Origin of the sequence: Afifella marina DSM 2698, assembly GCF_900102695.1 — a bacterium.
Classification (GTDB): Bacteria; Pseudomonadota; Alphaproteobacteria; order Rhizobiales; family Afifellaceae; genus Afifella; species Afifella marina.
Genome location: NZ_FMVW01000002.1, coordinates 39388 through 58644 on the forward strand (window position 1 = coordinate 39388; position 19257 = coordinate 58644).

At 63.4% G+C, this 19257-nt stretch carries 22 protein-coding genes; 20 read left to right on the forward strand and 2 right to left on the reverse strand.

Annotation, left to right across the window (positions count from 1 at the left end; all coding sequences use genetic code 11):
- The first annotated feature begins 20 nt into the window (after positions 1 to 20).
- The 11 genes from nrfD to BLP76_RS04975 all read left to right on the forward strand — a co-directional run bounded on the left by nrfD (position 21) and on the right by BLP76_RS04975 (position 9504).
- Positions 21 to 1331 (forward strand): NrfD/PsrC family molybdoenzyme membrane anchor subunit, encoded by a 1311-nt coding sequence (gene nrfD / locus BLP76_RS04925; protein ID WP_092811297.1) that lies wholly within the window; start codon positions 21 to 23, stop codon positions 1329 to 1331.
- Positions 1328 to 1846 (forward strand): DUF3341 domain-containing protein, encoded by a 519-nt coding sequence (locus BLP76_RS04930; protein WP_092810223.1) that lies wholly within the window; start codon positions 1328 to 1330, stop codon positions 1844 to 1846. Before nrfD ends, BLP76_RS04930 begins: the two co-directional genes overlap by 4 nt.
- Positions 1843 to 2340, forward strand: coding sequence for a c-type cytochrome (locus tag BLP76_RS04935; RefSeq protein WP_092810225.1), 498 nt, complete (start codon positions 1843 to 1845; stop codon positions 2338 to 2340). The genes BLP76_RS04930 and BLP76_RS04935 overlap by 4 nt, the downstream gene beginning before the upstream one ends.
- Positions 2337 to 3395 (forward strand): hypothetical protein, encoded by a 1059-nt coding sequence (locus BLP76_RS04940; RefSeq protein WP_092810227.1) that lies wholly within the window; start codon positions 2337 to 2339, stop codon positions 3393 to 3395. The genes BLP76_RS04935 and BLP76_RS04940 overlap by 4 nt, the downstream gene beginning before the upstream one ends.
- Positions 3388 to 3738, forward strand: a complete 351-nt coding sequence (locus tag BLP76_RS04945; protein ID WP_092810229.1) for a hypothetical protein — start codon at positions 3388 to 3390, stop codon at positions 3736 to 3738. Before BLP76_RS04940 ends, BLP76_RS04945 begins: the two co-directional genes overlap by 8 nt.
- Positions 3735 to 4559, forward strand: a complete 825-nt coding sequence (locus BLP76_RS04950; RefSeq protein ID WP_092810231.1) for a thioredoxin domain-containing protein — start codon at positions 3735 to 3737, stop codon at positions 4557 to 4559. The genes BLP76_RS04945 and BLP76_RS04950 overlap by 4 nt, the downstream gene beginning before the upstream one ends.
- The gene (gene coxB / locus BLP76_RS04955) at positions 4556 to 5503 is read left to right on the forward strand and encodes a cytochrome c oxidase subunit II (RefSeq protein ID WP_092810233.1); all 948 of its coding nucleotides are present in this window, start codon (positions 4556 to 4558) and stop codon (positions 5501 to 5503) included. Before BLP76_RS04950 ends, coxB begins: the two co-directional genes overlap by 4 nt.
- Positions 5496 to 7157, forward strand: coding sequence for a cytochrome c oxidase subunit I (gene ctaD, locus BLP76_RS04960; protein WP_092810235.1), 1662 nt, complete (start codon positions 5496 to 5498; stop codon positions 7155 to 7157). The genes coxB and ctaD overlap by 8 nt, the downstream gene beginning before the upstream one ends.
- The gene (locus BLP76_RS04965) at positions 7150 to 7794 is read left to right on the forward strand and encodes a cytochrome c oxidase subunit 3 family protein (RefSeq protein WP_092810237.1); all 645 of its coding nucleotides are present in this window, start codon (positions 7150 to 7152) and stop codon (positions 7792 to 7794) included. Before ctaD ends, BLP76_RS04965 begins: the two co-directional genes overlap by 8 nt.
- The gene (locus BLP76_RS04970) at positions 7791 to 8096 is read left to right on the forward strand and encodes a cytochrome C oxidase subunit IV family protein (RefSeq protein WP_092810239.1); all 306 of its coding nucleotides are present in this window, start codon (positions 7791 to 7793) and stop codon (positions 8094 to 8096) included. Before BLP76_RS04965 ends, BLP76_RS04970 begins: the two co-directional genes overlap by 4 nt.
- Before the next feature lie 139 nt (positions 8097 to 8235).
- Entirely contained in the window at positions 8236 to 9504 is a 1269-nt protein-coding gene (locus tag BLP76_RS04975) for a glycerophosphodiester phosphodiesterase family protein (RefSeq protein WP_092810241.1), read from the forward strand.
- A gap of 6 nt (positions 9505 to 9510) precedes the next feature.
- On the opposite strand, the gene BLP76_RS04980 is transcribed toward BLP76_RS04975, so the two are convergent.
- Together BLP76_RS04980 and phnF are read right to left on the reverse strand one after the other, a co-directional pair.
- Positions 9511 to 10605: a class I SAM-dependent methyltransferase gene (locus BLP76_RS04980; RefSeq protein ID WP_092810243.1), complete on the reverse strand. Its 1095-nt coding sequence runs from the start codon at positions 10603 to 10605 to the stop codon at positions 9511 to 9513.
- A gap of 175 nt (positions 10606 to 10780) precedes the next feature.
- On the reverse strand, positions 10781 to 11515 hold the full coding sequence (gene phnF, locus BLP76_RS04985) for a phosphonate metabolism transcriptional regulator PhnF (protein ID WP_092810245.1): 735 nt from the start codon (positions 11513 to 11515) through the stop codon (positions 10781 to 10783).
- A 105-nt stretch (positions 11516 to 11620) separates the two neighbouring features.
- On the opposite strand from phnF, the gene phnG reads away from it, so the two are divergent.
- The 9 genes from phnG to phnD all read left to right on the forward strand — a co-directional run bounded on the left by phnG (position 11621) and on the right by phnD (position 19243).
- Complete coding sequence (phnG, locus tag BLP76_RS04990) at positions 11621 to 12133, forward strand: phosphonate C-P lyase system protein PhnG (RefSeq protein WP_092810247.1); 513 nt, start codon at positions 11621 to 11623, stop codon at positions 12131 to 12133.
- Positions 12133 to 12732: a phosphonate C-P lyase system protein PhnH gene (gene phnH, locus BLP76_RS04995; protein ID WP_092810249.1), complete on the forward strand. Its 600-nt coding sequence runs from the start codon at positions 12133 to 12135 to the stop codon at positions 12730 to 12732. The genes phnG and phnH overlap by 1 nt, the downstream gene beginning before the upstream one ends.
- Positions 12732 to 13844, forward strand: coding sequence for a carbon-phosphorus lyase complex subunit (locus tag BLP76_RS05000; protein ID WP_092810251.1), 1113 nt, complete (start codon positions 12732 to 12734; stop codon positions 13842 to 13844). Before phnH ends, BLP76_RS05000 begins: the two co-directional genes overlap by 1 nt.
- A gap of 316 nt (positions 13845 to 14160) precedes the next feature.
- A complete protein-coding gene (locus BLP76_RS05005) occupies positions 14161 to 15054 on the forward strand; it encodes an alpha-D-ribose 1-methylphosphonate 5-phosphate C-P-lyase PhnJ (RefSeq protein ID WP_092810253.1) in 894 nt (297 codons plus the stop codon).
- Between the two features lie 8 nt (positions 15055 to 15062).
- Positions 15063 to 15839: a phosphonate C-P lyase system protein PhnK gene (gene phnK, locus BLP76_RS05010; RefSeq protein ID WP_092811299.1), complete on the forward strand. Its 777-nt coding sequence runs from the start codon at positions 15063 to 15065 to the stop codon at positions 15837 to 15839.
- 3 nt (positions 15840 to 15842) lie between these two features.
- Positions 15843 to 16547 (forward strand): phosphonate C-P lyase system protein PhnL, encoded by a 705-nt coding sequence (gene phnL / locus BLP76_RS05015; protein ID WP_092810255.1) that lies wholly within the window; start codon positions 15843 to 15845, stop codon positions 16545 to 16547.
- Positions 16544 to 17167 (forward strand): DapH/DapD/GlmU-related protein, encoded by a 624-nt coding sequence (locus tag BLP76_RS05020; protein ID WP_092810257.1) that lies wholly within the window; start codon positions 16544 to 16546, stop codon positions 17165 to 17167. Before phnL ends, BLP76_RS05020 begins: the two co-directional genes overlap by 4 nt.
- Before the next feature lie 133 nt (positions 17168 to 17300).
- Entirely contained in the window at positions 17301 to 18179 is an 879-nt protein-coding gene (gene phnC / locus BLP76_RS05025) for a phosphonate ABC transporter ATP-binding protein (protein ID WP_092810259.1), read from the forward strand.
- A 56-nt stretch (positions 18180 to 18235) separates the two neighbouring features.
- A complete protein-coding gene (gene phnD, locus BLP76_RS05030; protein WP_092810261.1) occupies positions 18236 to 19243 on the forward strand; it encodes a phosphonate ABC transporter substrate-binding protein in 1008 nt (335 codons plus the stop codon).
- Positions 19244 to 19257 lie beyond the last annotated feature (14 nt).

Below are 19257 nucleotides of genomic sequence, written 5' to 3' on the forward strand. Positions count from 1 at the left end.
CGGAATATCTGCCGGAGCCGATGAGCTATGAGGCGATCACCAGCGAGGTCATGAACCCGCTCCTGATGACGCGGGTCGGGCGTATCTGGTGGATCTCACTCCTCGTCAGTCTGGCGCTGACGGTGATGATGGTCGTCTCGATCCTCTGGCTCTTCGCCAACGGCATCGGCGTCTGGGGTCTCAACCAGTCAAATATCTGGGGCTTCGCGATCGCCAATTACGTCTGGTGGATCGGCATCGGCAATGCCGGCACGCTCATCTCTTCGATGCTGCTTTTGACGCGGCAGCGATGGCGCGCCTCCGTCAACCGTTTCGCCGAGGCGATGACCTTGTTCGCCGCCGCCATCGCCGGGCTCTACCCGATCCTGCATCTCGGACGGCCGTGGTTCTTCTACTGGCTCATGCCCTATCCCAATACGATGGGCGTCTGGCCGCAATGGCGCAGCCCGCTCGTCTGGGACTTCTTCGCCATTGCGAGCTACCTGATCTTTTCGCTGCTCTTCTGGTACACCGGCCTCATCCCCGATCTTGCGACCGCGCGCGACAGGGCGGCTCCGGGGCTCCGGCGGGCGCTTTACGGCTTCATGTCCTTCGGCTGGACGGGGTCGGCCTCCGACTGGCTCCGGCTTGAGAGCTTTTACAAGACGGCGGCCGCGATGGCCGTGCCGCTCGTCTTTTCCGTGCATTCCGTCGTCGGGCTCGATTTTGCCGCCGGTCTCGCGCCCGGCTGGGCGGAGACGATCTTCCCGCCTTATTTCGTTATCGGCGCGGCCTATTCCGGCTTTGCCATGGTGGTGACGCTCGCCATTCCAATCCGCTGGGCCTTCAATCTGCAGGGGCTCGTCACCCGCAGCCATCTCAACGTGATGGGCAAGATGCTGCTCTTCCTGTCGCTCATCATGACTATCTCCTATGCCACGGAATGGTTCATGGCCTGGTATGCGGGCTCTGAGGCGGAGCGCGATCTCGTGCTCTTCAAGTTCTTCGGCGCCTACGCGCCCTATTACTGGCTGATGCTCGCCTGCAATTGCGTCATCCCGCTTGCCCTTTGGCTGCCGGTGGTGCGGCGCACGCCGAAGCTCATCCTGGGGGTGGCGCTCGCCATCAATCTCGGCATGTGGCTTGAGCGCATTCTGATCACCACGACGACGCCCTCGCACGGCCATCTGCCGTCGAGCTGGCAGATTTACACCCCGACCATCTGGGATTGGACCTTGTGGTTCGGCACGCTCGGCTTCTTCACGCTTCTCTTCCTCATCTTCGTGCGGCTCGTCCCCTTCATCTCGCTGCATGAGGTGAAGCAGTTCGACTGGCAGAGGAGGCGCGGATGAGTGGGCATCACCTCCTGGCCGGTTTCGCCGAGCCTGAAAAGCTCATCGCTGCGATCGAGAAGGCGCGGGAGGCGGGGTTTTATGACCTTGAAGCCTATTCGCCCTTTGCGATCGAGGGCGTGGCCGAGGCGATCGGCCATCGTCCGACGCGTATCCGTCTCGTCATGGCGGTTGCCGGAGCGATCGGCGCTGCCTGTGGCTTCGGCCTGCAGGCGTGGAGCGCCATCATCGCTTATCCGATCAATTCCGGTGGCCGGCCGCTTTTCTCCTGGCCGGCCTTCATGCTTGTGACTTTCGAACTCACGATTCTGTTCGCGGTCGTTGCCGGCTTCGTCGCCTTCATCCTGCGATCCGGGCTGACACAGCTCCATCAGCCGCTCTTTGCCGCGCCTAATTTCCATCGGGCCTCGCACGATCTCTTCTTTCTGCGCGTGACGGTCGATGGCGACGCCAATGCCGCGCGTGACCTCCTTCAAGGGCTCTCACCGATCGTCATCGACGAGGTGCCGGCATGAGGTGGGTCGTCCTCGTCCCCGCTCTTCTTTTGCTCGCCGGCTGTCAGGAACAGGAGATGGCGAAGCAACCGAAGCTGAAGACCTATGCCTTTGCCGAGGCCTTTGCGGGTCACAGTGCCGCCAGGCCGCTGCCGGAGGGCGTCGTGGCGCGCTCCGATTCGATCGAGCCGCAGCGGGCGCTGGCCCCGCCGAAGCCGACGCTGTCACTCGTTCAGCGGGGGCGCGAGCGTTTCGAGATCTTCTGCGCGCCCTGCCACGGCTATGCCGGCTATGGCGACGGCATGATCGTCGCACGCGGTTTCCCGCAGCCGCCATCATTTCATTCGGATCGGCTCCGGGCGACGTCGGCGCAGCACATCTTCGATGTCATCACCAATGGCTATGGCGTCATGTATTCCTATGGCGACCGCGTGCCGCCCAAGGATCGCTGGGCGATCGCGCTTTATCTGCGCGCCTTGCAGGTCTCGCAGATGCAGGAAGGAGGCGGGCAATGACAGCTCCCGCGCTCGCTCTGCGCCCGCAGGGTCGGCGGATGCCGCTCCTTCTTCTCGCGATGATCGTGCTCTTGGCGATCGTCGTCGCCGCTATTTTCTTGACGCCTTCCGGGCTCGCGGGTGCCTGGCTGATCGCCTGGCTCTTCCTGATCGGCTTTCCGGCGGGCAGTCTCGTGCTTCTCCTCGCGCATGGTCTGACGGGCGGCGATTGGGGCTTTGTCGCGCGGCCCTTCCTTGCCGCGATGGCGCTTACGATGCCGCTCCTTGCCGTGGCCTTCCTGCCGATCGCGCTGTCCCTGCCCGATATCTATGTGTGGGCCGGCCATGCGGGGGCTGTACGGCACGAAGGCGTGGCGGAGGTCTATCTCAATTCCCCCGCTTTCCTTCTGCGCAGCGTCGTCATTCTGGTGCTCTGGTCGGCGCTCGCCGTCCTCGCCGCGCTCGTCCCGCTCGGGCCTGTCATTTCAGGGCTCGGCATCCTCGCTTATGGGCTCAGCATCAGTTTCGGCAGCGTCGACTGGCTGATGTCGCTCGACCCGAAATGGTTCTCCACCGCCTATCCGGCGCTTCTCGGGATTTCGCAGGTGGGATCGGCGCTTGCGCTTCTTTCCGTCCTGCGGGGCGTCTTTGGCCAGGAGGCGCGGAACGGCGATTTTGCCGGTCTCCTCATCGCCGCCATTCTCGGCGTCACCTACCTTGCCTTCATCCAGTATCTCGTCATGTGGTCCGGCAATCTGCCGGAGAAGGTCGGATGGTATGTGGGACGGCTTACGCCCTCCGCCACCGCGCTTGTCTCCACCACCTTCATCGTCGGCTCGGTTCTGCCCTTTTCGATGCTTCTCTTCTCCGCGGTGCGAAAGAGCGCGCGCTGGACGGGGCTTGCCGGCCTTTTCTGCCTCGTCGGCCTTTATCTGCACCTGACCTGGCTCGTCGGGCTTGCGCCGGCAGCGGCGTGGCTTGCGCTTTTGCTGACCATTGTTCTCGGCGGCGCCTGGCTCGCCATCGTCGTGTCACTCCTCGGCGCACGTCACGAAGGGGAGGGGCGCCATGCCTGAACAAAGCTGGCGTGCCCACGAAGCAGCCGAGGTCCCGGGGACGAAAGTGTTTCTGGCGGGCGCGGCTCTTCTCGGTCTCATGGTCTTCACGCTCGGGCTCGTGGCGTTCCTTTTTACCTTCGTCGGGCAGCCGATCGAGCGGACCCTGCCGCGGCCGATGCGGCCGGCGGGGCCTGCTCTCCAGGTCGATCCGGTCCGTGACCTCCAGGCCTACCGATTGCGCGAAGATGAGCGCCTCAGCGACACGGCGGCCATGCCGATCGAGGAGGCAATGAAGATCGTTGGCACCCGCGCCGACCCCTACGCACCGCTCCTGCCGCCGCAATCGGAGGAGATCCGATGAGATCGTTCGCCCTTGCCCTTTCCATCTGTCTCGCCGCCCTGCCGGGCATCGCTCTTGCGGGGCTCGCGAAATCCGAGATCGACACGGTCGGCGTCACCAAGCGCATCGGTGCGCCGCTCAAAGCCGATCATCTCGTCGATATTCAAGGTGAGCCCGCGCCGCTGCCTGCCTCCGGCGACAAGCCGGACCTCATCCTCTTCGTCGATTTCACCTGCGAAACCTCCTGCGGTGTCTCGGCGGATGCACTCCTGTCTCGGCTGTCGGGACTGACGCTGAAGCCAGGGGATGATTTCGATCTTTCCATCATCGGTCTCGACCCGAAGGACGGGCAGGCGGAGGCGAAGACCTTTGCCGAGGAGCATATCCCGAAGACGGAGCGCTGGCAGGCGGTGCGCGTCCTGCGCGGCGACAAGAGCGAGATCGCCCATCTTCTCGACACGGCCGGGATCCGTATTTCCTACGACAAGGAGCGCGATCAGTTCGCGCATCCGACGGCCGCCGTCCTGCTCGACAAGGCCGGCGAGATCCGCCGTTATGTCGATCCATTCGCCTCGGAGCCGCTCGACTTCCGCCTCGCCCTGACGGATGCCGGCGACGGCAGTGTCGGCTCGCTCGGCGATCGTCTCTTCCTGCTGTGCTATGGCTGGAATCCGGCGACGGGGACCTATTCGCCGCTGATTGCCCGCATCCTGACGATTTCTTCCTCCCTGAGCGTGGCTGCGATCGCCGCTCTCGTCCTGACGCTTCTGTGGCGCGAACGGCGCGGCAAGGGGCGGGAGAGTGCAGGCCGGGAGAGCTCGGGCCGGGAGAGCGCGGCATGAGCGGTCTCTCCAGTTTCATCTCCGCGGCGTCGGAACGGGCGCGTCAGACCGATCTCCTGTTCTTCTCGGCGACCGCGCTCTCCGGATTTATCGTGCTGCTGGTGGCTGGTCTCATCATCGGCTTTTCGATCCGTTACCGGAAAAACTCCAATGCCAGCCGCGCCGAACTGCCACCGCCGTTGCTGCGGGAGTTCGAGACCGGCTGGACGCTCGCCACCGTGCTTCTCTTCGTGACGATCTTTGGCTGGGCGTCGGCGCAGGGTTTTGGGGCCATGACGCCGGCGGGCGAGCCGCTGCAGATCAACGTCGTCGCCAAGCAATGGATGTGGAAGAGCGAACATCCAGGCGGCGAGCGCGAGATCAACGAGCTGCATGTGCCGGCGGACCGGGCGATCCTCCTGTCGATGAATTCGCAGGACGTGATCCATTCGTTCTTCGTGCCGGCTTTGCGCATCAAGCAGGACGTGGTGCCGGGCCATACGGAAGCCCTGTCCTTCATCGCCGACAAACCCGGAACGTATGCGCTTCTGTGCGCGGAATATTGCGGCACGCAGCATTCCAAGATGACCGGCAAGGTCATCGTCATGGAAGAAGAGGATTACGCCGACTGGCTTTCTCACCAGGAGGCCGACAATTCGCTCGCGGCCCAGGGCGAGCGGCTGTTCACGACGCTCGGATGTTCCGGGTGTCACGGCCACAGCGCCAATGTTCGCGCCCCGCCGCTGGAGAATGTCTACGGCTCTCCCGTGGCACTCGCCGATGGGCGGATCGTGGAGGCGGATGACGCTTATCTGCGTGATTCCATCCTGCAGCCGAAGCGCGATGTCGTCGCCGGTTTCAAGCCGATCATGCCGAGTTTTGCCGGACGGGTCTCGGAAGCGAACCTTCTGGCGCTCCTCGCCTATCTGAAGAAGAAGCCACAGCAGGAGGCCCGCGATGACTGACACGACCGCAGACAGCGGAGCCGTGGAGACCGCCGAAACGACGGATGAGGCGCTCGGTCGCTCCTATCTCAGCGCATCCGGCTCGACGCTTTCCTCGTGGCTTTTCACCATCGATCACAAGCGGATCGCCATCCTCTATGCGATCTCGACGACCGTCTTCTTCTTCATCGGCGGGGCCGCAGCGACGCTTATCCGCTTGGAGCTTCTGACGCCGGCCGGCGATCTCGTCGCCGACGACACCTACAACAAGCTCTTTACCCTGCACGGGATCACCATGATCTGGTTCTTCCTCGTGCCGGTGATCCCGACGACGCTCGGCAATTTCCTCGTGCCCTTGATGCTCGGCGCGCGCGATCTCGCCTTTCCGCGCCTCAATCTCTTTTCCTGGTATCTCAATATCGGCGGCGGCCTTCTGGCGCTCGCCGCGATCATCCTCGGCGGCGTCGATACGGGCTGGACCTTCTACACGCCGTTCTCGAGCTTCTATTCCAATTCCTACGTCTCGATCGCCGCCCTCGGCGTCTTCCTGACGGGCTTTTCCTCGATCGCGACAGGGCTCAATTTCATCGTCACCACGCACACGATGCGCTGCCCGGGGCTCACCTGGTTCCGTCTGCCGCTCTTCATCTGGGCGAATTATGCGACGAGCCTGATCATGCTGTTGGCGACGCCGGTGCTCGCCATGGCGCTTCTGCTGATCGTGGCGGAACGCTGGTTCGGGCTTGCCATCTTCGATCCGACGCGGGGTGGCGATCCTCTGCTCTTCCAGCATCTCTTCTGGTTCTACTCGCATCCGGCCGTCTACATCATGATCCTGCCGGGCATGGGCGTTGTCTCGGAGATCATCACCTGCTTCGCGCGGCGCCGCGTCTTCGGCTACACGGCGATGGTCTTCGCGATCCTGGCGATCGCCGTCATCGGCTTCTTCGTCTGGGGCCACCACATGTTCGTCTCGGGTCAGTCGTCCTATGCGAACCTCGTCTTCTCCTTCCTCTCCTTCATGGTGGCGGTGCCCTCGGCGATCAAAGTCTTCAACTGGACGGCGACGCTGTTTCGCGGCCGCATCACCTTCGAGGCGCCGATGCTCTATGCGCTCGGCTTCGTGGGGCTTTTCACCATGGGCGGTCTGACGGGGCTCTTTCTCGCCTCCGTGCCGATCGATCTCCATGTGCACGACACCTACTTCGTCGTGGCCCACTTCCACTACATCATGGTGGGGGGGATGGTTTCGGCCTTCTTTGGGGGCTTGCATTTCTGGTGGCCGAAGATCACCGGCCGGCTTTATCCGGAACGCTGGGCGCAGGCGGCGGCGATCATGATGTTCGTCGGCTTCAACACCACTTTCTTTCCGCAGTACATTCTCGGCTATCTCGGCATGCCGCGGCGCTACCATGCCTATGCGCCGGAGTTTCAGATGTTCCACGTCGCCTCGACGCTCGGCGCCGTGCTTCTGGCCGTCGCCTATCTGATGCCTCTCTTCTATCTCGGCTGGTCGCTGTTCTTCGGACGCGCCGCATCGGCCAATCCCTGGGAAGCGACCGGGCTTGAATGGACGACGGCCTCACCGCCGCCCCAGCACAATTTCTTCTCCACGCCGGTCGTCCGCGAGGAACCCTACAATTACCACCCGGAGGGGACACCGAAAGATGCGTGAGATCAGCCCCTTGGCTGGCATCGTTGCCGAACAGTTCGATGACCGCGGCCAGCAGCGACAGGCGGCCGAGTTCGGCATGTGGATCTTCCTCGGCACCGAGGTCTTGTTCTTCGGTGCGATCTTTCTCGGCTACACGCTTTATCGCATGGCCTATCCGGCCGCCTTCGCGGAGGCCGGACGCGAGACCCTCGTCCTCATCGGCAGCGCCAACACGGCCATTCTCCTGACCTCCAGCCTGACGGCCGCACTTGCCGTGAAGGCCGCTGAATTCGGCCGCTCGCGCCTTGTCGTCAGGCTGATCGCGGTGACGATCGCGCTCGGTCTCGTCTTCCTGGCGCTCAAGGGCTACGAATACCACCACGACATCAAGAGCCATTTCGTGCCCGGCGATCCGCTCTTCGGCCTGTCGGAACACGCGGTGATCTTCGTGTCGTTTTACTGGGCAATGACCGGCATCCACGCCATCCATATGGCGATCGGGCTTGGTGCCTGGGTGGTTGTCGCAATCCTCGTCCGTCGCGGGCGCGTCGTGCCAGACAAGACCAACACAGTCGAGGTCGTGGGTCTCTACTGGCACTTCGTCGATACGATCTGGATCTTTCTCTACCCACTTCTCTATCTCGTGGGACGGTCATGACGGCGTCGGAGCGGAACGAGCGGCGTGAGCCTGATCTTCGGGAGCTTCTCTTCCCGGAGGTTTTTGTTTGGGCGGCGCTGATGGTGCTCTTCCTCGCTTCCTGGTGGGTCGCCTATTGGCCGATCGGCATCTGGAAGGTGGCCGTCAATCTTGCCGTCGCTATCGTGATGGCCGGCCTTTCCTCCGTGGTCTTCATGCATCTGGCACGATCCGGTGCGCTGTTGCGCCTTGCGGCGGGCGCGTCGGGGCTGTGGCTCACGGCGCTCTTCGTTCTGACGTTCAGCGATTATCTCACGCGCTGAGGTCGGGACGGTTCTTCCTTCGATGCTTCATCTTTCCGTCATCCTCACGACATTCCGTGTTTGCGCCCTGCGTCTATGCGAGGCTTCGGCCCTGGGCCCCGCTTGCCGTCGCGTTCTGCCATCGAGGAAGGTTTAGCCCATGAAGCATGTTCCCGTTCGTTCGGTCTTTGCCGCCGGCGCCCTTTTGGGTGCGGCCTTCGGTTTTGCGGCCGATGCGCTCGCTCAGGATTCCCGCCCGCAGGATGAGCGGCCCCAGGCGCAGCTCGGCCCGCGGCCTTTCTATCTCGTCAACGACATGAACGATGGTGAGCTCAAAGACGCGCTCAAGGCCTGCGAGACCGGGCCCTTCTATCGCACGACGTTTTCCATCGGCCATCGGGGTGCGCCGATGCAGTTCCCCGAACACACCCGCCAGTCCTATCAGGCGGCGGCCGTGATGGGGGCGGGTGTCATCGAATGCGACGTCGCCTTCACCAAGGATCGCGAGCTGGTCTGCCGGCATTCACAATGCGATCTCGCCACGACCACCGACATTCTCGCCCATGACGATCTTGCCGCGAAATGCACGACGCCGTTCAGCCCGGCCTCCGGCGATAAGAAGGCGGAGGTGAAGTGCTGCACGTCTGATCTGACACTTGCGGAGTTCAAGTCGCTCAAGGGCAAGATGGATGCTGGCAATCCGGATGCGACGACGGTCGAGGAATTCATGGATGCGACGCCATCCTGGCGCACGGACCTCTACGCCACGAATGGCGAGTTGATGTCGCACAAGGAATCGATCGCGCTGTTCAAGGATCTCGGGGTCAAGTTCACCCCCGAGCTCAAGGCGCCGAGCGTCGAGATGCCGTTCGAGGGCGATTACACCCAGGACGATTACGCCCAGCAGCTGATCGACGAATATAAAGAGGCGGGCGTCGATGCGAGCGACGTCTATCCGCAATCCTTTCAGCTCCGCGACATTCTCTATTGGATCAAGAACGATCCGGAGTTCGGCAAGCAGGGCGTCTTCCTCGACGATCGCGACGAGACGCTCGAAGGTTTCGACGCCAACAATCCGGAGACGTTCAAGCCGTCCATGCAGGAGCTTGCCGAGGATGGCGTGAAGATCATCGCGCCGCCGAGCCATATGCTTCTTACGCTCAACGAAGCGGGGGAGATCGTGCCCTCCGCCTATGCGAAGGAGGCGAAAAAAGCCGGGCTAAAGATCATCACCTGGTCGCTCGAACGCTCCGGTACGCTCACCGATGGCGGCGGCTATTACTATCAGTCGGTCAAGGACGCGATCTCGCATCCGGGTGACGAATATGAGGTGATCGACGTTCTGGCCAAAGATGTCGGCGTCATCGGCATGTTCTCCGACTGGCCGGCGACGGTCACCTATTACGCCAATTGCATGGGCCTGGAGTGATCCGACCTAGCCGCGCCGCGGCAGCCAGCTTCGGGCCACCCGACGAAGGCTGCTGCGGTGTGTTCCTGTGCTGCTGGCGGCACGTTGGGACGAGGATTTCCGCACGACGCATCCGTCTAATCGCCCGGCTGTAGCCGCTGGCGTGAAGCGCACGAGCTCCAGGCCGGGAGGGAGAATGTGCTGCTGCAGGTACTCGGTCGTCATGAACATGAGCCCCCAATCCTCCGTGGTGGCACCTTCGAGCTTCCCGAGGTCGCCCTGCGTGCGCACCGTGGTGTAGGGCCGGAAGAAATGCCCGTCTCCGCGCAGGCCGGCGATGACGGCTTCCAGGAAAGACACCTTGTCCGGAAACTCGCCGTTGGCGATGTTCGGGTATCGTGGCCTTGGAAAGTCGAAGACGAGCCTGTTTGCCACGTCGTGCGGGCCATGGATCGTGAAGAAGAAATGGCCGCCGGGCTTCAAGATCCGCGTGATCTCTTCCATCCATGCGCGTGCCGCCCTCGGTGAAAAGTGCGTCCAGATGCTCTTGGCATAGGCGAGATCGAAGCTCTCCTCGTCATAGGGAAGGGGCGGCTCCTGCTGCGAGACGGCAAACTCGGCGCCCGGGACGTTCGCTTTCGCCCATTCGATCGATGAGGGGATCGGATCGGCTCCGAAGACCTTCAGGCGGTCCAGGCCTGCGCGCGTGATGACGGCAATATTGCGTCCGCTGCTGCAGCCGAAATCGAGGATGCTGCCTTGCAGTTCGGCGCCGGCAAGCTCCAATTCGGTGAGCGTTCTGTCGGTGTTGACGAAATCATAGAACAGATTGTCCCCGCCATCGACGAAGTGGACGCCTTGCGGGGGCGTGAGGCCGAGATTCGCGGCCCGCAGTTGACCCGTCTCCGCCGTCTCAACGAAGGTTTTGAGGCGGGTATAGGCGTCGAGAGCGCTTGTGACGTCCGTCTCGGGCTGGAGCGAGCGGAGAATGGGCAACGTCGCGATCGGCTTCCAATCCGGCCCGTCCATCGTCAGATGACCGTTGCCGTCCAGTTGGATGTGATCGGTGAATTTCGAGATCAGCGCGACGAGCAATTGTCGCTCGACATCAACTGCTTTCATTTATTTTCTCGGACGGTGCTCGTGCAGTATCAACGGTGATCGACCGGCTCGATGCGAATGCGTCGGCAGTGCCGTGATTTCTAGATGATGCCCCAGCCTGGCACATTCTTCCAGTGCGACCACGGGTCCGAGCCATCTCCTCGTTCATGTCGCCTGAGAGGCTCCCTAGTGCCTCCTAGATATCGCCAGCTTCGATGACAATCTCCATACGCTCGGCCGCGAAACTCGTCAGCGACAGATGCAGGGGCGTGCCGTCCGGTTCGACATTGAGCGATTCCGTTACGAGGACTGTCGCCCCGCGCGGCAGAGCGAGTTTCTCGTTTTCGGTGCCCTCTGCAGGTCGTGCACGCACTTTGGTCCAGAGGCGCACATAGTCTTCGACCCCGTGACGGGCGAGTGCCCGGGTGATCGATCCGGTTTCGGCATAGACCGCCACAAGGTCGGGAAACCGCTCGGCAGAAAACCAGCTCCTTGCCGTTGAGATCGGCACCCCGTCGGCCACGCTCAGGGTTTCGAGTGCGATGAGGGGTGCGCCTTGCGCCAGCTCCAAATGGTCGGCGAGCCAGACGGGCGCGGGCTCGATGCGGCTTGCGATCAGGCGGCCGCCGGGCGCGCGCGCCTGACGGCTGACGATTTCCGAAAAGCGCGTACGCCGCGAGATCGGATAGGCGAGGCGCTCCGACGTGACGAAGGTGCCGCGGCCCTGGTCGGAGCGCACCAGCCCTTCCGCGGCAAGAGCCGCGAGTGCACGGCGCAGCGTGTGGCGGTTGACGCCAAAACGCTCCGACAAAGCGCTTTCGGAGGGCAGGGCTGTATCGGCCGGCCAACGGCCCGACAGCACCTCGCCGCGCAACAGATCGGCGATCTGGCGCCACAATGAGACGCCGGCTCCGCGATGCACATTCTCCATCGTCGTTTTCGTCTCCGGCGTCCGACCGTCATCGTTGTGTCAAGCTTGTCTGAGTATTGTATGCTTGTATATAACATTAGACAAGCTGAAGCTCGAGGTTCCGGAATGGCAGAGATCGCCGGCGCAACTCGCGACCGAGACGCGGCCGCTTCCGCGGACGCGGACCCTGCGAGGGAAAAACACAAACGTCGGCGGGACGTGCTTTCGGTCCTTGTGCGTGCCCGCGCCGAAGAGCTGGACGGGGCTTTGAGAGCGCTTGATCTTGCGCCCGAGTTCGAGGTGCTGCGGGCTCCGGAATTCGGTCTTGCCATGACGCGCGGGCGGATCGGCGGTGGTGGTGCTCCCTTCAATCTCGGCGAGGTGACGGTGACGCGGACGGTCGTTCGGCTTGCAAGTGGCGAGGTGGGCTACGGCCATATCCTCGGACGCGATCGCAAGCGGGCGCATCTCGTCGCCCTCTTCGACGCACTTTGGCAAAGCGAGGCGACACGCGCCGTCGTGGAAGACCGGCTTTTGGCTTCGGTCGCTGCACGAACCGCCGAAGAGGATCGTCATGTGCGGGTGAAAACGGCAGCGACCCGGGTGAACTTCTTCACCATGGTGCGAGGAGAAGATTGATGGCAGACGCGCTTGGCGGTGGTTTCAAGGATCCGGTCTTCGCTTCGCAGGCGGTGTTTCGGCGGCTACTCGATGCTTTGTCGCGACCCGGCCGGGTCGTCGAGATGCCTCAGCTCGTGGCGCCTCCGCCTCCCTTAAAGCCGGCGGCGGCCGCCGTTCTCGCAGCGCTTGCCGATGCGGATACGCCAGTCTTTCTCGATAAGGTGCTGAACGCGAGCGGCGAGGTGCGTGGATGGGTCGGTTTCCACATCGGCGCACCGATCGTGGTGGTCCCGGCGCGGGCATTGTTTGCCGTGATTGCCGACCCGGCGGTGATGCCGCCGCTTTCCGAATTCGGCCTCGGCACAGAGCAATATCCCGACCGTTCTACGACGCTTGTCGTGCAGGTCGCGGGTTTCTCCCGCGGGCGTAGTCTCTGGCTCTCCGGCCCCGGCATCGAAGATGTGGCGGGTGTGCAGGTCGAGGGCCTTCCGGAAAGGCTCGTCGAAGAATTCCGGGCCAACCGGGCGCTCTTTCCTCGCGGCGTCGATCTCGTGCTTGCAGCCCCCTCGGCGATCCTTGGGCTGCCGCGCTCCACCCGCATCATGGGAGAGGCCTGATGTATGTCGCGGTAAAGGGCGGCGAGGCGGCGATCGCCAATGCGCATCGCCTCCTCGCCGAGAAGCGGCGCGGCGACAAGAACGTCCCGTCGCTGACCGTCACGCAGATCCTGGAACAGCTGTCGCTCGCCGTGGACCGGGTGATGAGCGAGGGCTCGCTCTATGATCGCCGGCTTGCGGCGCTTGCGATCAAGCAGGCACGTGGCGATCTCGTCGAGGCGATCTTCCTGGTGCGCGCCTATCGCACGACGCTGCCGCGCTTCGGCACCTCCCGGCCGATCGAGACGGGTGGAATGCTCGTCGAGCGGCGCATCTCGGCGACCTTCAAGGATTTGCCGGGCGGGCAGCTTCTCGGGCCGACCTTCGACTACACGCATCGGCTTCTCGATCCCGCCCTAGAGGAGGACGACGCGGTTGAGGAGGCGGCGCGCGCCGAGGATCCAGGATCGGAGGCGATGCCGCGCGTCACCGACCTTCTCGGGCAGGCCGGGCTGATCGAGCCCGATCCGGAGGGTGAAGATGAGCCTTCCGATCTCACGCGCGAGCCCCTGTCGTTTCCGGCCGACCGCGATCTTCGCCTGCAGGCCCTTGCGCGCGGTGATGAAGGCTTTCTCCTGGCTCTCGGCTATTCCACCCAGCGCGGCTTTGCCCGCTCGCATCCCTTCGCGGCCGAAATTCGCATGGGTGAGGTCGATGTCGAGATCGACGTGCCGGGCCTCGATTTTCCGGTGCCTCTCGGGCGCATCAAGGTGACGGAGTGCCAGATGGTCAATCAGTTCAAAGGCAGTGCCGAGGCGCCGCCGCAATTTACGCGCGGCTATGGCCTCATCTTCGGCCATGCGGAGCGCAAGGCGATGGCGATGGCGCTCTGCGACCGGGCACTTCGGGCGCGCGAACTCGGCGAAGATCAGACGGCGGCGGCGCAGGACGAGGAATTCGTGCTGTCGCATGCCGACAACGTGCAGGCGACGGGCTTCGTGGAACATCTGAAGCTGCCGCATTACGTCGACTTCCAGGCCGAACTGGAACTCTTGCGCCGGTTGCGAGCGGAGTTTGAAGCCGGCCGCGGCCCGGCCAAAGACGGGCAGGAAGATCGGGAGGCAGCGGAATGAGAACGCTGTCGCAAGCCATTTCTCAGGCGGTTGCCGCCGCAAATTCGTCCTTAGGTGCTCAAGCGTTGCAGCGGCCTCCCTTTCTTCTCCCCAGTGGGGAGAAGGTGGCGCCGAAGGCGTCGGATGAGGGGTGGCGGAAACATCCCGCGAATCCGCTTGCGGCACGCTCCACCCCTCACCGCCCGCAGCGCGGGCACCTCTCCCCAGAGGGGAGAGGAAGGGGGCAAGCGGCCGGAGCCGTGCCCCTTCGGCAACTGCCACGCAGGCGGGTGAGGGCGCGCCCGCCGTACCGAAGCGCTCATTCGGAGGTCCGGCGATGAATACCTCGCAAGAAGAGACCGACGCTCCCTACAACTTCGCCTATCTCGACGAGCAGACGAAACGGATGATCCGCCGCGCCATCCTGAAAGCCGTGGCGATCCCGGGCTATCAGGTGCCGTTTGCGAGCCGCGAAATGCCGATGCCCTATGGCTGGGGCACCGGCGGCGTGCAGGTGACGGCCTCAGTTCTCGGGCCCGACGACGTCCTGAAAGTCATCGACCAGGGCGCCGACGACACCACCAATGCCGTCTCCATCCGCGCCTTCTTCGCCAAGGTCGCGGGCGTCGCAACCACCACGCACACAGCCGATGCGAGCATCATCCAGACGCGCCACCGTGTTCCGGAAACGCCGCTCGAGGCCGGGCAGATCCTCGTCTTCCAGGTGCCGATCCCGGAGCCTTTGCGCTTTCTCGAACCGCGCGAGACGGAAACCCGCGTCATGCATGCGCTGGAAGAATATGGTCTCATGCATGTGAAACTCTACGAGGACATCGCCCGCCACGGCCATATCGCCACGACCTACGCCTATCCGGTGAAGGTGGAGGACCGCTACGTCATGGACCCGTCGCCCATTCCGAAATTCGACAATCCCAAGCTGACGAATTCGCCGGCCCTGCAGCTCTACGGCGCTGGGCGGGAGAAGCGTATTTATGCGATTCCGCCCTTCACCCGCGTCGAAAGCCTCGATTTCGAGGACCATCCCTTCGAAGTGCAGCATTTTTCAGAGCCCTGTGGGCTCTGCGGTGCCGAGGGCGTCTATCTCGACGAGGTGATTTTGGACGATCGGGGCGGGCGCATGTTCGTCTGCTCCGACACCGATTTCTGTGAGGGACGGCGGGAGGCCGGGCATCGCGGCCATCTCGCGGCCGCCATGGAGGAGGGCGCATGAGCGTGCTGTTGGATGATGCGCCGCTTCTTTCCGTCGATGGGCTGACGCGCTTTTATGGGCCGCGCATCGGCTGCCGCGACGTCTCGTTTGACCTCTATCCGGGCGAAGTTCTCGCCGTCGTTGGCGAATCCGGTTCCGGCAAGACGACGTTGTTGAACTGTCTCGCCGGCCGGCTGCCGCTTTCTTCGGGCAACGTCTCCTACCGTATGCGCGACGGCGTCGTGTGCGACCTCGCTTTGCTCGGCGAGGCGGAGCGGCGCTTTCTGATGCGCACCGATTGGGGCTTCGTGCACCAGAATCCGGCCGATGGGCTCAGGATGAACGTTTCCGCCGGCGCCAATGTCGGCGAGCGGCTGATGGCGATCGGTGACCGGCATTACTGCAATATCCGCGGTTCGGCGCTCTCCTGGCTGGAGCGTGTGGAAGTGCCCGCCGACCGCATCGACGACGATCCGCGCGGCTTTTCCGGCGGCATGCGCCAGCGCCTGCAGATCGCCCGCAACCTCGTCACCGCGCCACGGCTCGTCTTCATGGATGAGCCGACGGGCGGGCTCGACGTTTCCGTGCAGGCGCGGCTGCTTGATCTCATCCGCGCGCTCGTCGCCGATCTCGGCATGGCGGCGCTCGTCGTCACGCACGACCTCGCCGTTGCGCGCCTTCTGTCCCACCGCATCATGGTGATGAAGGCGGGCGAGGTGGTGGAGGAGGGGCTGACCGATCGCGTCCTCGACGATCCGCATGCACCCTATACGCAGCTTCTCGTCTCTTCGATTTTGCAGGTGTGAGCGATGCAACCCCGTCTTGAAGTCTCCGACGTCGCCAAAAGCTTCACCATGCATTTGCGCGGCGGCATCCATATTCCGGTCGTCGCGAACGTCTCCTTCACGCTCATGCCCGGCGAATGCGTCGTGCTCGGCGGACCATCCGGCGCTGGCAAGAGCTCCATCCTCAAGATGATCTACGGCAATTATGCCGTCGATCGTGGCGCGATCCGTGTCGCGGGCGAGGGGGATGTGATCGATATCGCCATTGCCGGTCCACGGCGTGTCCTGGCGCTTCGTCGTGACACGCTCGGCTATGTCAGCCAATTCCTGCGGGTCGTGCCCCGTGTCGCCTCGCGCGATCTCGTCGCTGAGCCGCTTGTGGAACGTGGGGCCTCCCGCGAGGAGGCGCTCGCCAAGGCCGACGCGCTCCTTTGTCGCCTCAACCTGCCGGAGCGGCTTTGGCACCTGCCGCCCGCCACCTTTTCCGGCGGAGAGCAGCAGCGCGTGAACATCGCCCGCGGTTTCATCGCCGGCCATCCGCTCCTGCTTCTCGATGAGCCGACGGCTTCGCTCGACGCCAAAAACCGCGATGTGGTGATTGCCTTGATCGAGGAGGGAAAAGCCGCTGGGCGCAGCTTCCTCGGCATTTTCCATGACGCAGAGATGCGCGCCGCCGTGGCCGATCGCGAGATCGACGTGACCGCGTTTGCCCCCGGGGTCGCCGCATGACGAAGCTCTCGGAAACGCCGTTGATCGCGCCGGACGCGGTGGTGAAGGACAGTCGGCTCGGGCGCTTTACGGCGATCGGGGCGCGCACCCAGTTCCAGAACGCAACGCTCGGTGACTATTCCTACATCACCGAGGACGGAAACGTGGCACGCGCGACGATCGGGAAATTCTGCTCGATTGCCCAGAATGTGCGGATCAATGCCTCCAACCATCCGATGTGGCGGGCGGGACAGCACCATTTCACCTATCGCTCCGACGACTATTTCGAGGATGCCGAACCGGATGAGGGCTTTTTCGCCTGGCGAGGAGACAATCCGGTCGTGATCGGCCATGACGTTTGGATCGGCCACGGTGCCATCCTCCTGCCGGGCGTGACGGTCGGTGATGGGGCGATCGTTGCGGCCGGCGCGGTCGTCTCCCGGCCTGTCGGGGCCTACAAAATCGCGGCGGGCGTGCCGGCGCGGGTCATCAAACGGCGATTTCCCGAAGAGATTGCGGTGCGGCTCCAGGGGCTTGCGTGGTGGGACTGGCCGCATGCTCGCCTACGTGCGGCGCTTGCGGATTTCCGGGCGCTTTCGGTCGAAGATTTTCTGACAAAATACGAAGAAAAGGCCGTCTGATCAGTTGCTTGCCGGACATTTCCGTAGGCTTTTCCTGCGACTTCGAAATGTCATGAAAGCGAAATCGAAGCGATAAAGTCGACTGTTAGGGAACGGTTATCGATAAGCCCGGCTGGCCGGGCAGGTGAGGCCGATGCCCATAACCGCTTCTGCGAATGTTCCTGCAGTCCGTGTCGAAAAGCTGTCGAAGCGCTACGGCAAGACGCTCGCCTTGCGCAATGTCAGCATCGATGTCGCCCCGGGCGAAATGGTGGCGCTGATCGGCGCCTCCGGCTCGGGCAAATCCACGCTTATCCGCCATATCGCCGGTCTGGAGCGCGGGAGCGGCGATGAATGCCGCGTGACGGTGCTCGACCGCATCATGCAGGCGGACGGACGGTTGTCGCACGATGCGCGCCGCATCCGCCGCGAGATCGGCGTCATCTTTCAGCAGTTCAATCTGGTCGGGCGCCTGTCCGTTCTGACCAATGTGCTCGTCGGCTGCCTCGGCAGCGTGCCGGCCTGGCGTGGAACGCTCGGTCTGTTCACACGGGGCGAACAGGAGAAGGCGATGCAGGCGCTGTCCCGTGTCGGCATTGCCGAGACGGTGCGGCAACGCTCATCGACGCTGTCCGGCGGGCAGCAGCAACGCGCCGCGATCGCCCGCGCTCTGGTTCAGGGCGCCAAGGTCATCCTCGCAGACGAGCCGATCTCCTCGCTCGACCCGTCATCCGCACGGCGGGTGATGGAAGCGCTCGGCGAGATCAACCGTGCCGACGGCATCACCGTCATCGTCTCCCTGCATCAAGTGGAATATGCGCGCCTTTATTGCCCGCGCACCCTGGCGCTGCGCGATGGCGAGGTCGCTTTCGATGGGCCGTCCGCGGCCCTGACCGACGATTTTCTGCGCGAGATCTACGGCGATGCGAGCGAGGAGCTCGTTCTTCCGGGCGCGCCGGCCGAGCAGCCGCAGCCAGTGAAACGCCCCGAGCCCGCGGTCGCCAAGATGGCCCGCGAATTGGCTGTGACTTGATCCGCCACGAGGCGGTGAACTCCCGCCCCCGCGGCGGAGCAATCGAGGAGTGAAACATGAATCGACTGACGAAAGGTATTGCCGCCGCCGCCCTTCTGGCTGCGTTCGGCACCTCCGGCGCCTTTGCGCAGGATCAGAAGGAACTGAACTTCGGCATCATCTCGACGGAATCGAGCCAGAACCTGAAGACGGTTTGGGATCCGTTCCTGGAGAACATGTCCGAACAGACAGGCCTCAAGGTGAATGCCTTCTTCGCCTCCGATTATGCCGGCGTCATCGAGGGCATGCGCTTCGGCAAGGTCGATGTCGCCTGGTACGGCAACAAATCCGCGATGGAAGCCGTCGATCGCGCCAATGGCGAGATCTTCGCGCAGACCGTCGATGTGGAAGGCAATCCCGGCTACTGGTCGGTGCTGATCACGCAGGCCGACAACGACAAGATCAATTCGCTCGACGACGTCTTGAAATGCGACAAGTCGCTCGATTTCGGCATCGGCGATCCGAACTCCACCTCCGGTTTTTTGGTGCCGACCACCTTCATCTTCGCCAAAAACAGCGTGACGCCGCAGGATTGCTTCAAGACGGTGCGCAACGCCAATCATGAGGCGAACGCCATGGCGACGGCCAATGGTCAGGTCGACGTCGCCGCCAACAACACGGAAAATCTCCGCCGCCTGGAAGTGACGGCGCCGGAAGCGCGCAAGAAGATCAAGGTGATCTGGCAGTCGCCGCTGATTCCGTCCGATCCGCTCGTCTGGCGCAAGGATCTCGACGAGGAGACCAAGCGCAAAGTCTACACCTTCATCATGAGCTACGGCCGCCTCGGCACGCCTGAAGAGGTCGCCGGTGCGCGCGAAGTCCTCGAGGGTCTGGGCTGGGCGCCGTTCAAGCCGTCTTCCGATGCGCAGCTTTATCCGATCCGCATCATGGAGATCACCAAGCAGGAAGCGAAGATCGAAGCCGCCGACACGATGTCGGACGATGAGAAGAAGAGCGAACTCGAAAAGCTCGATGCCGAAAAGGCCGAGATCGAGAAGCTGATGGACAAAGTTCCGCAGGCCTAAGGCCGCAACCCTTG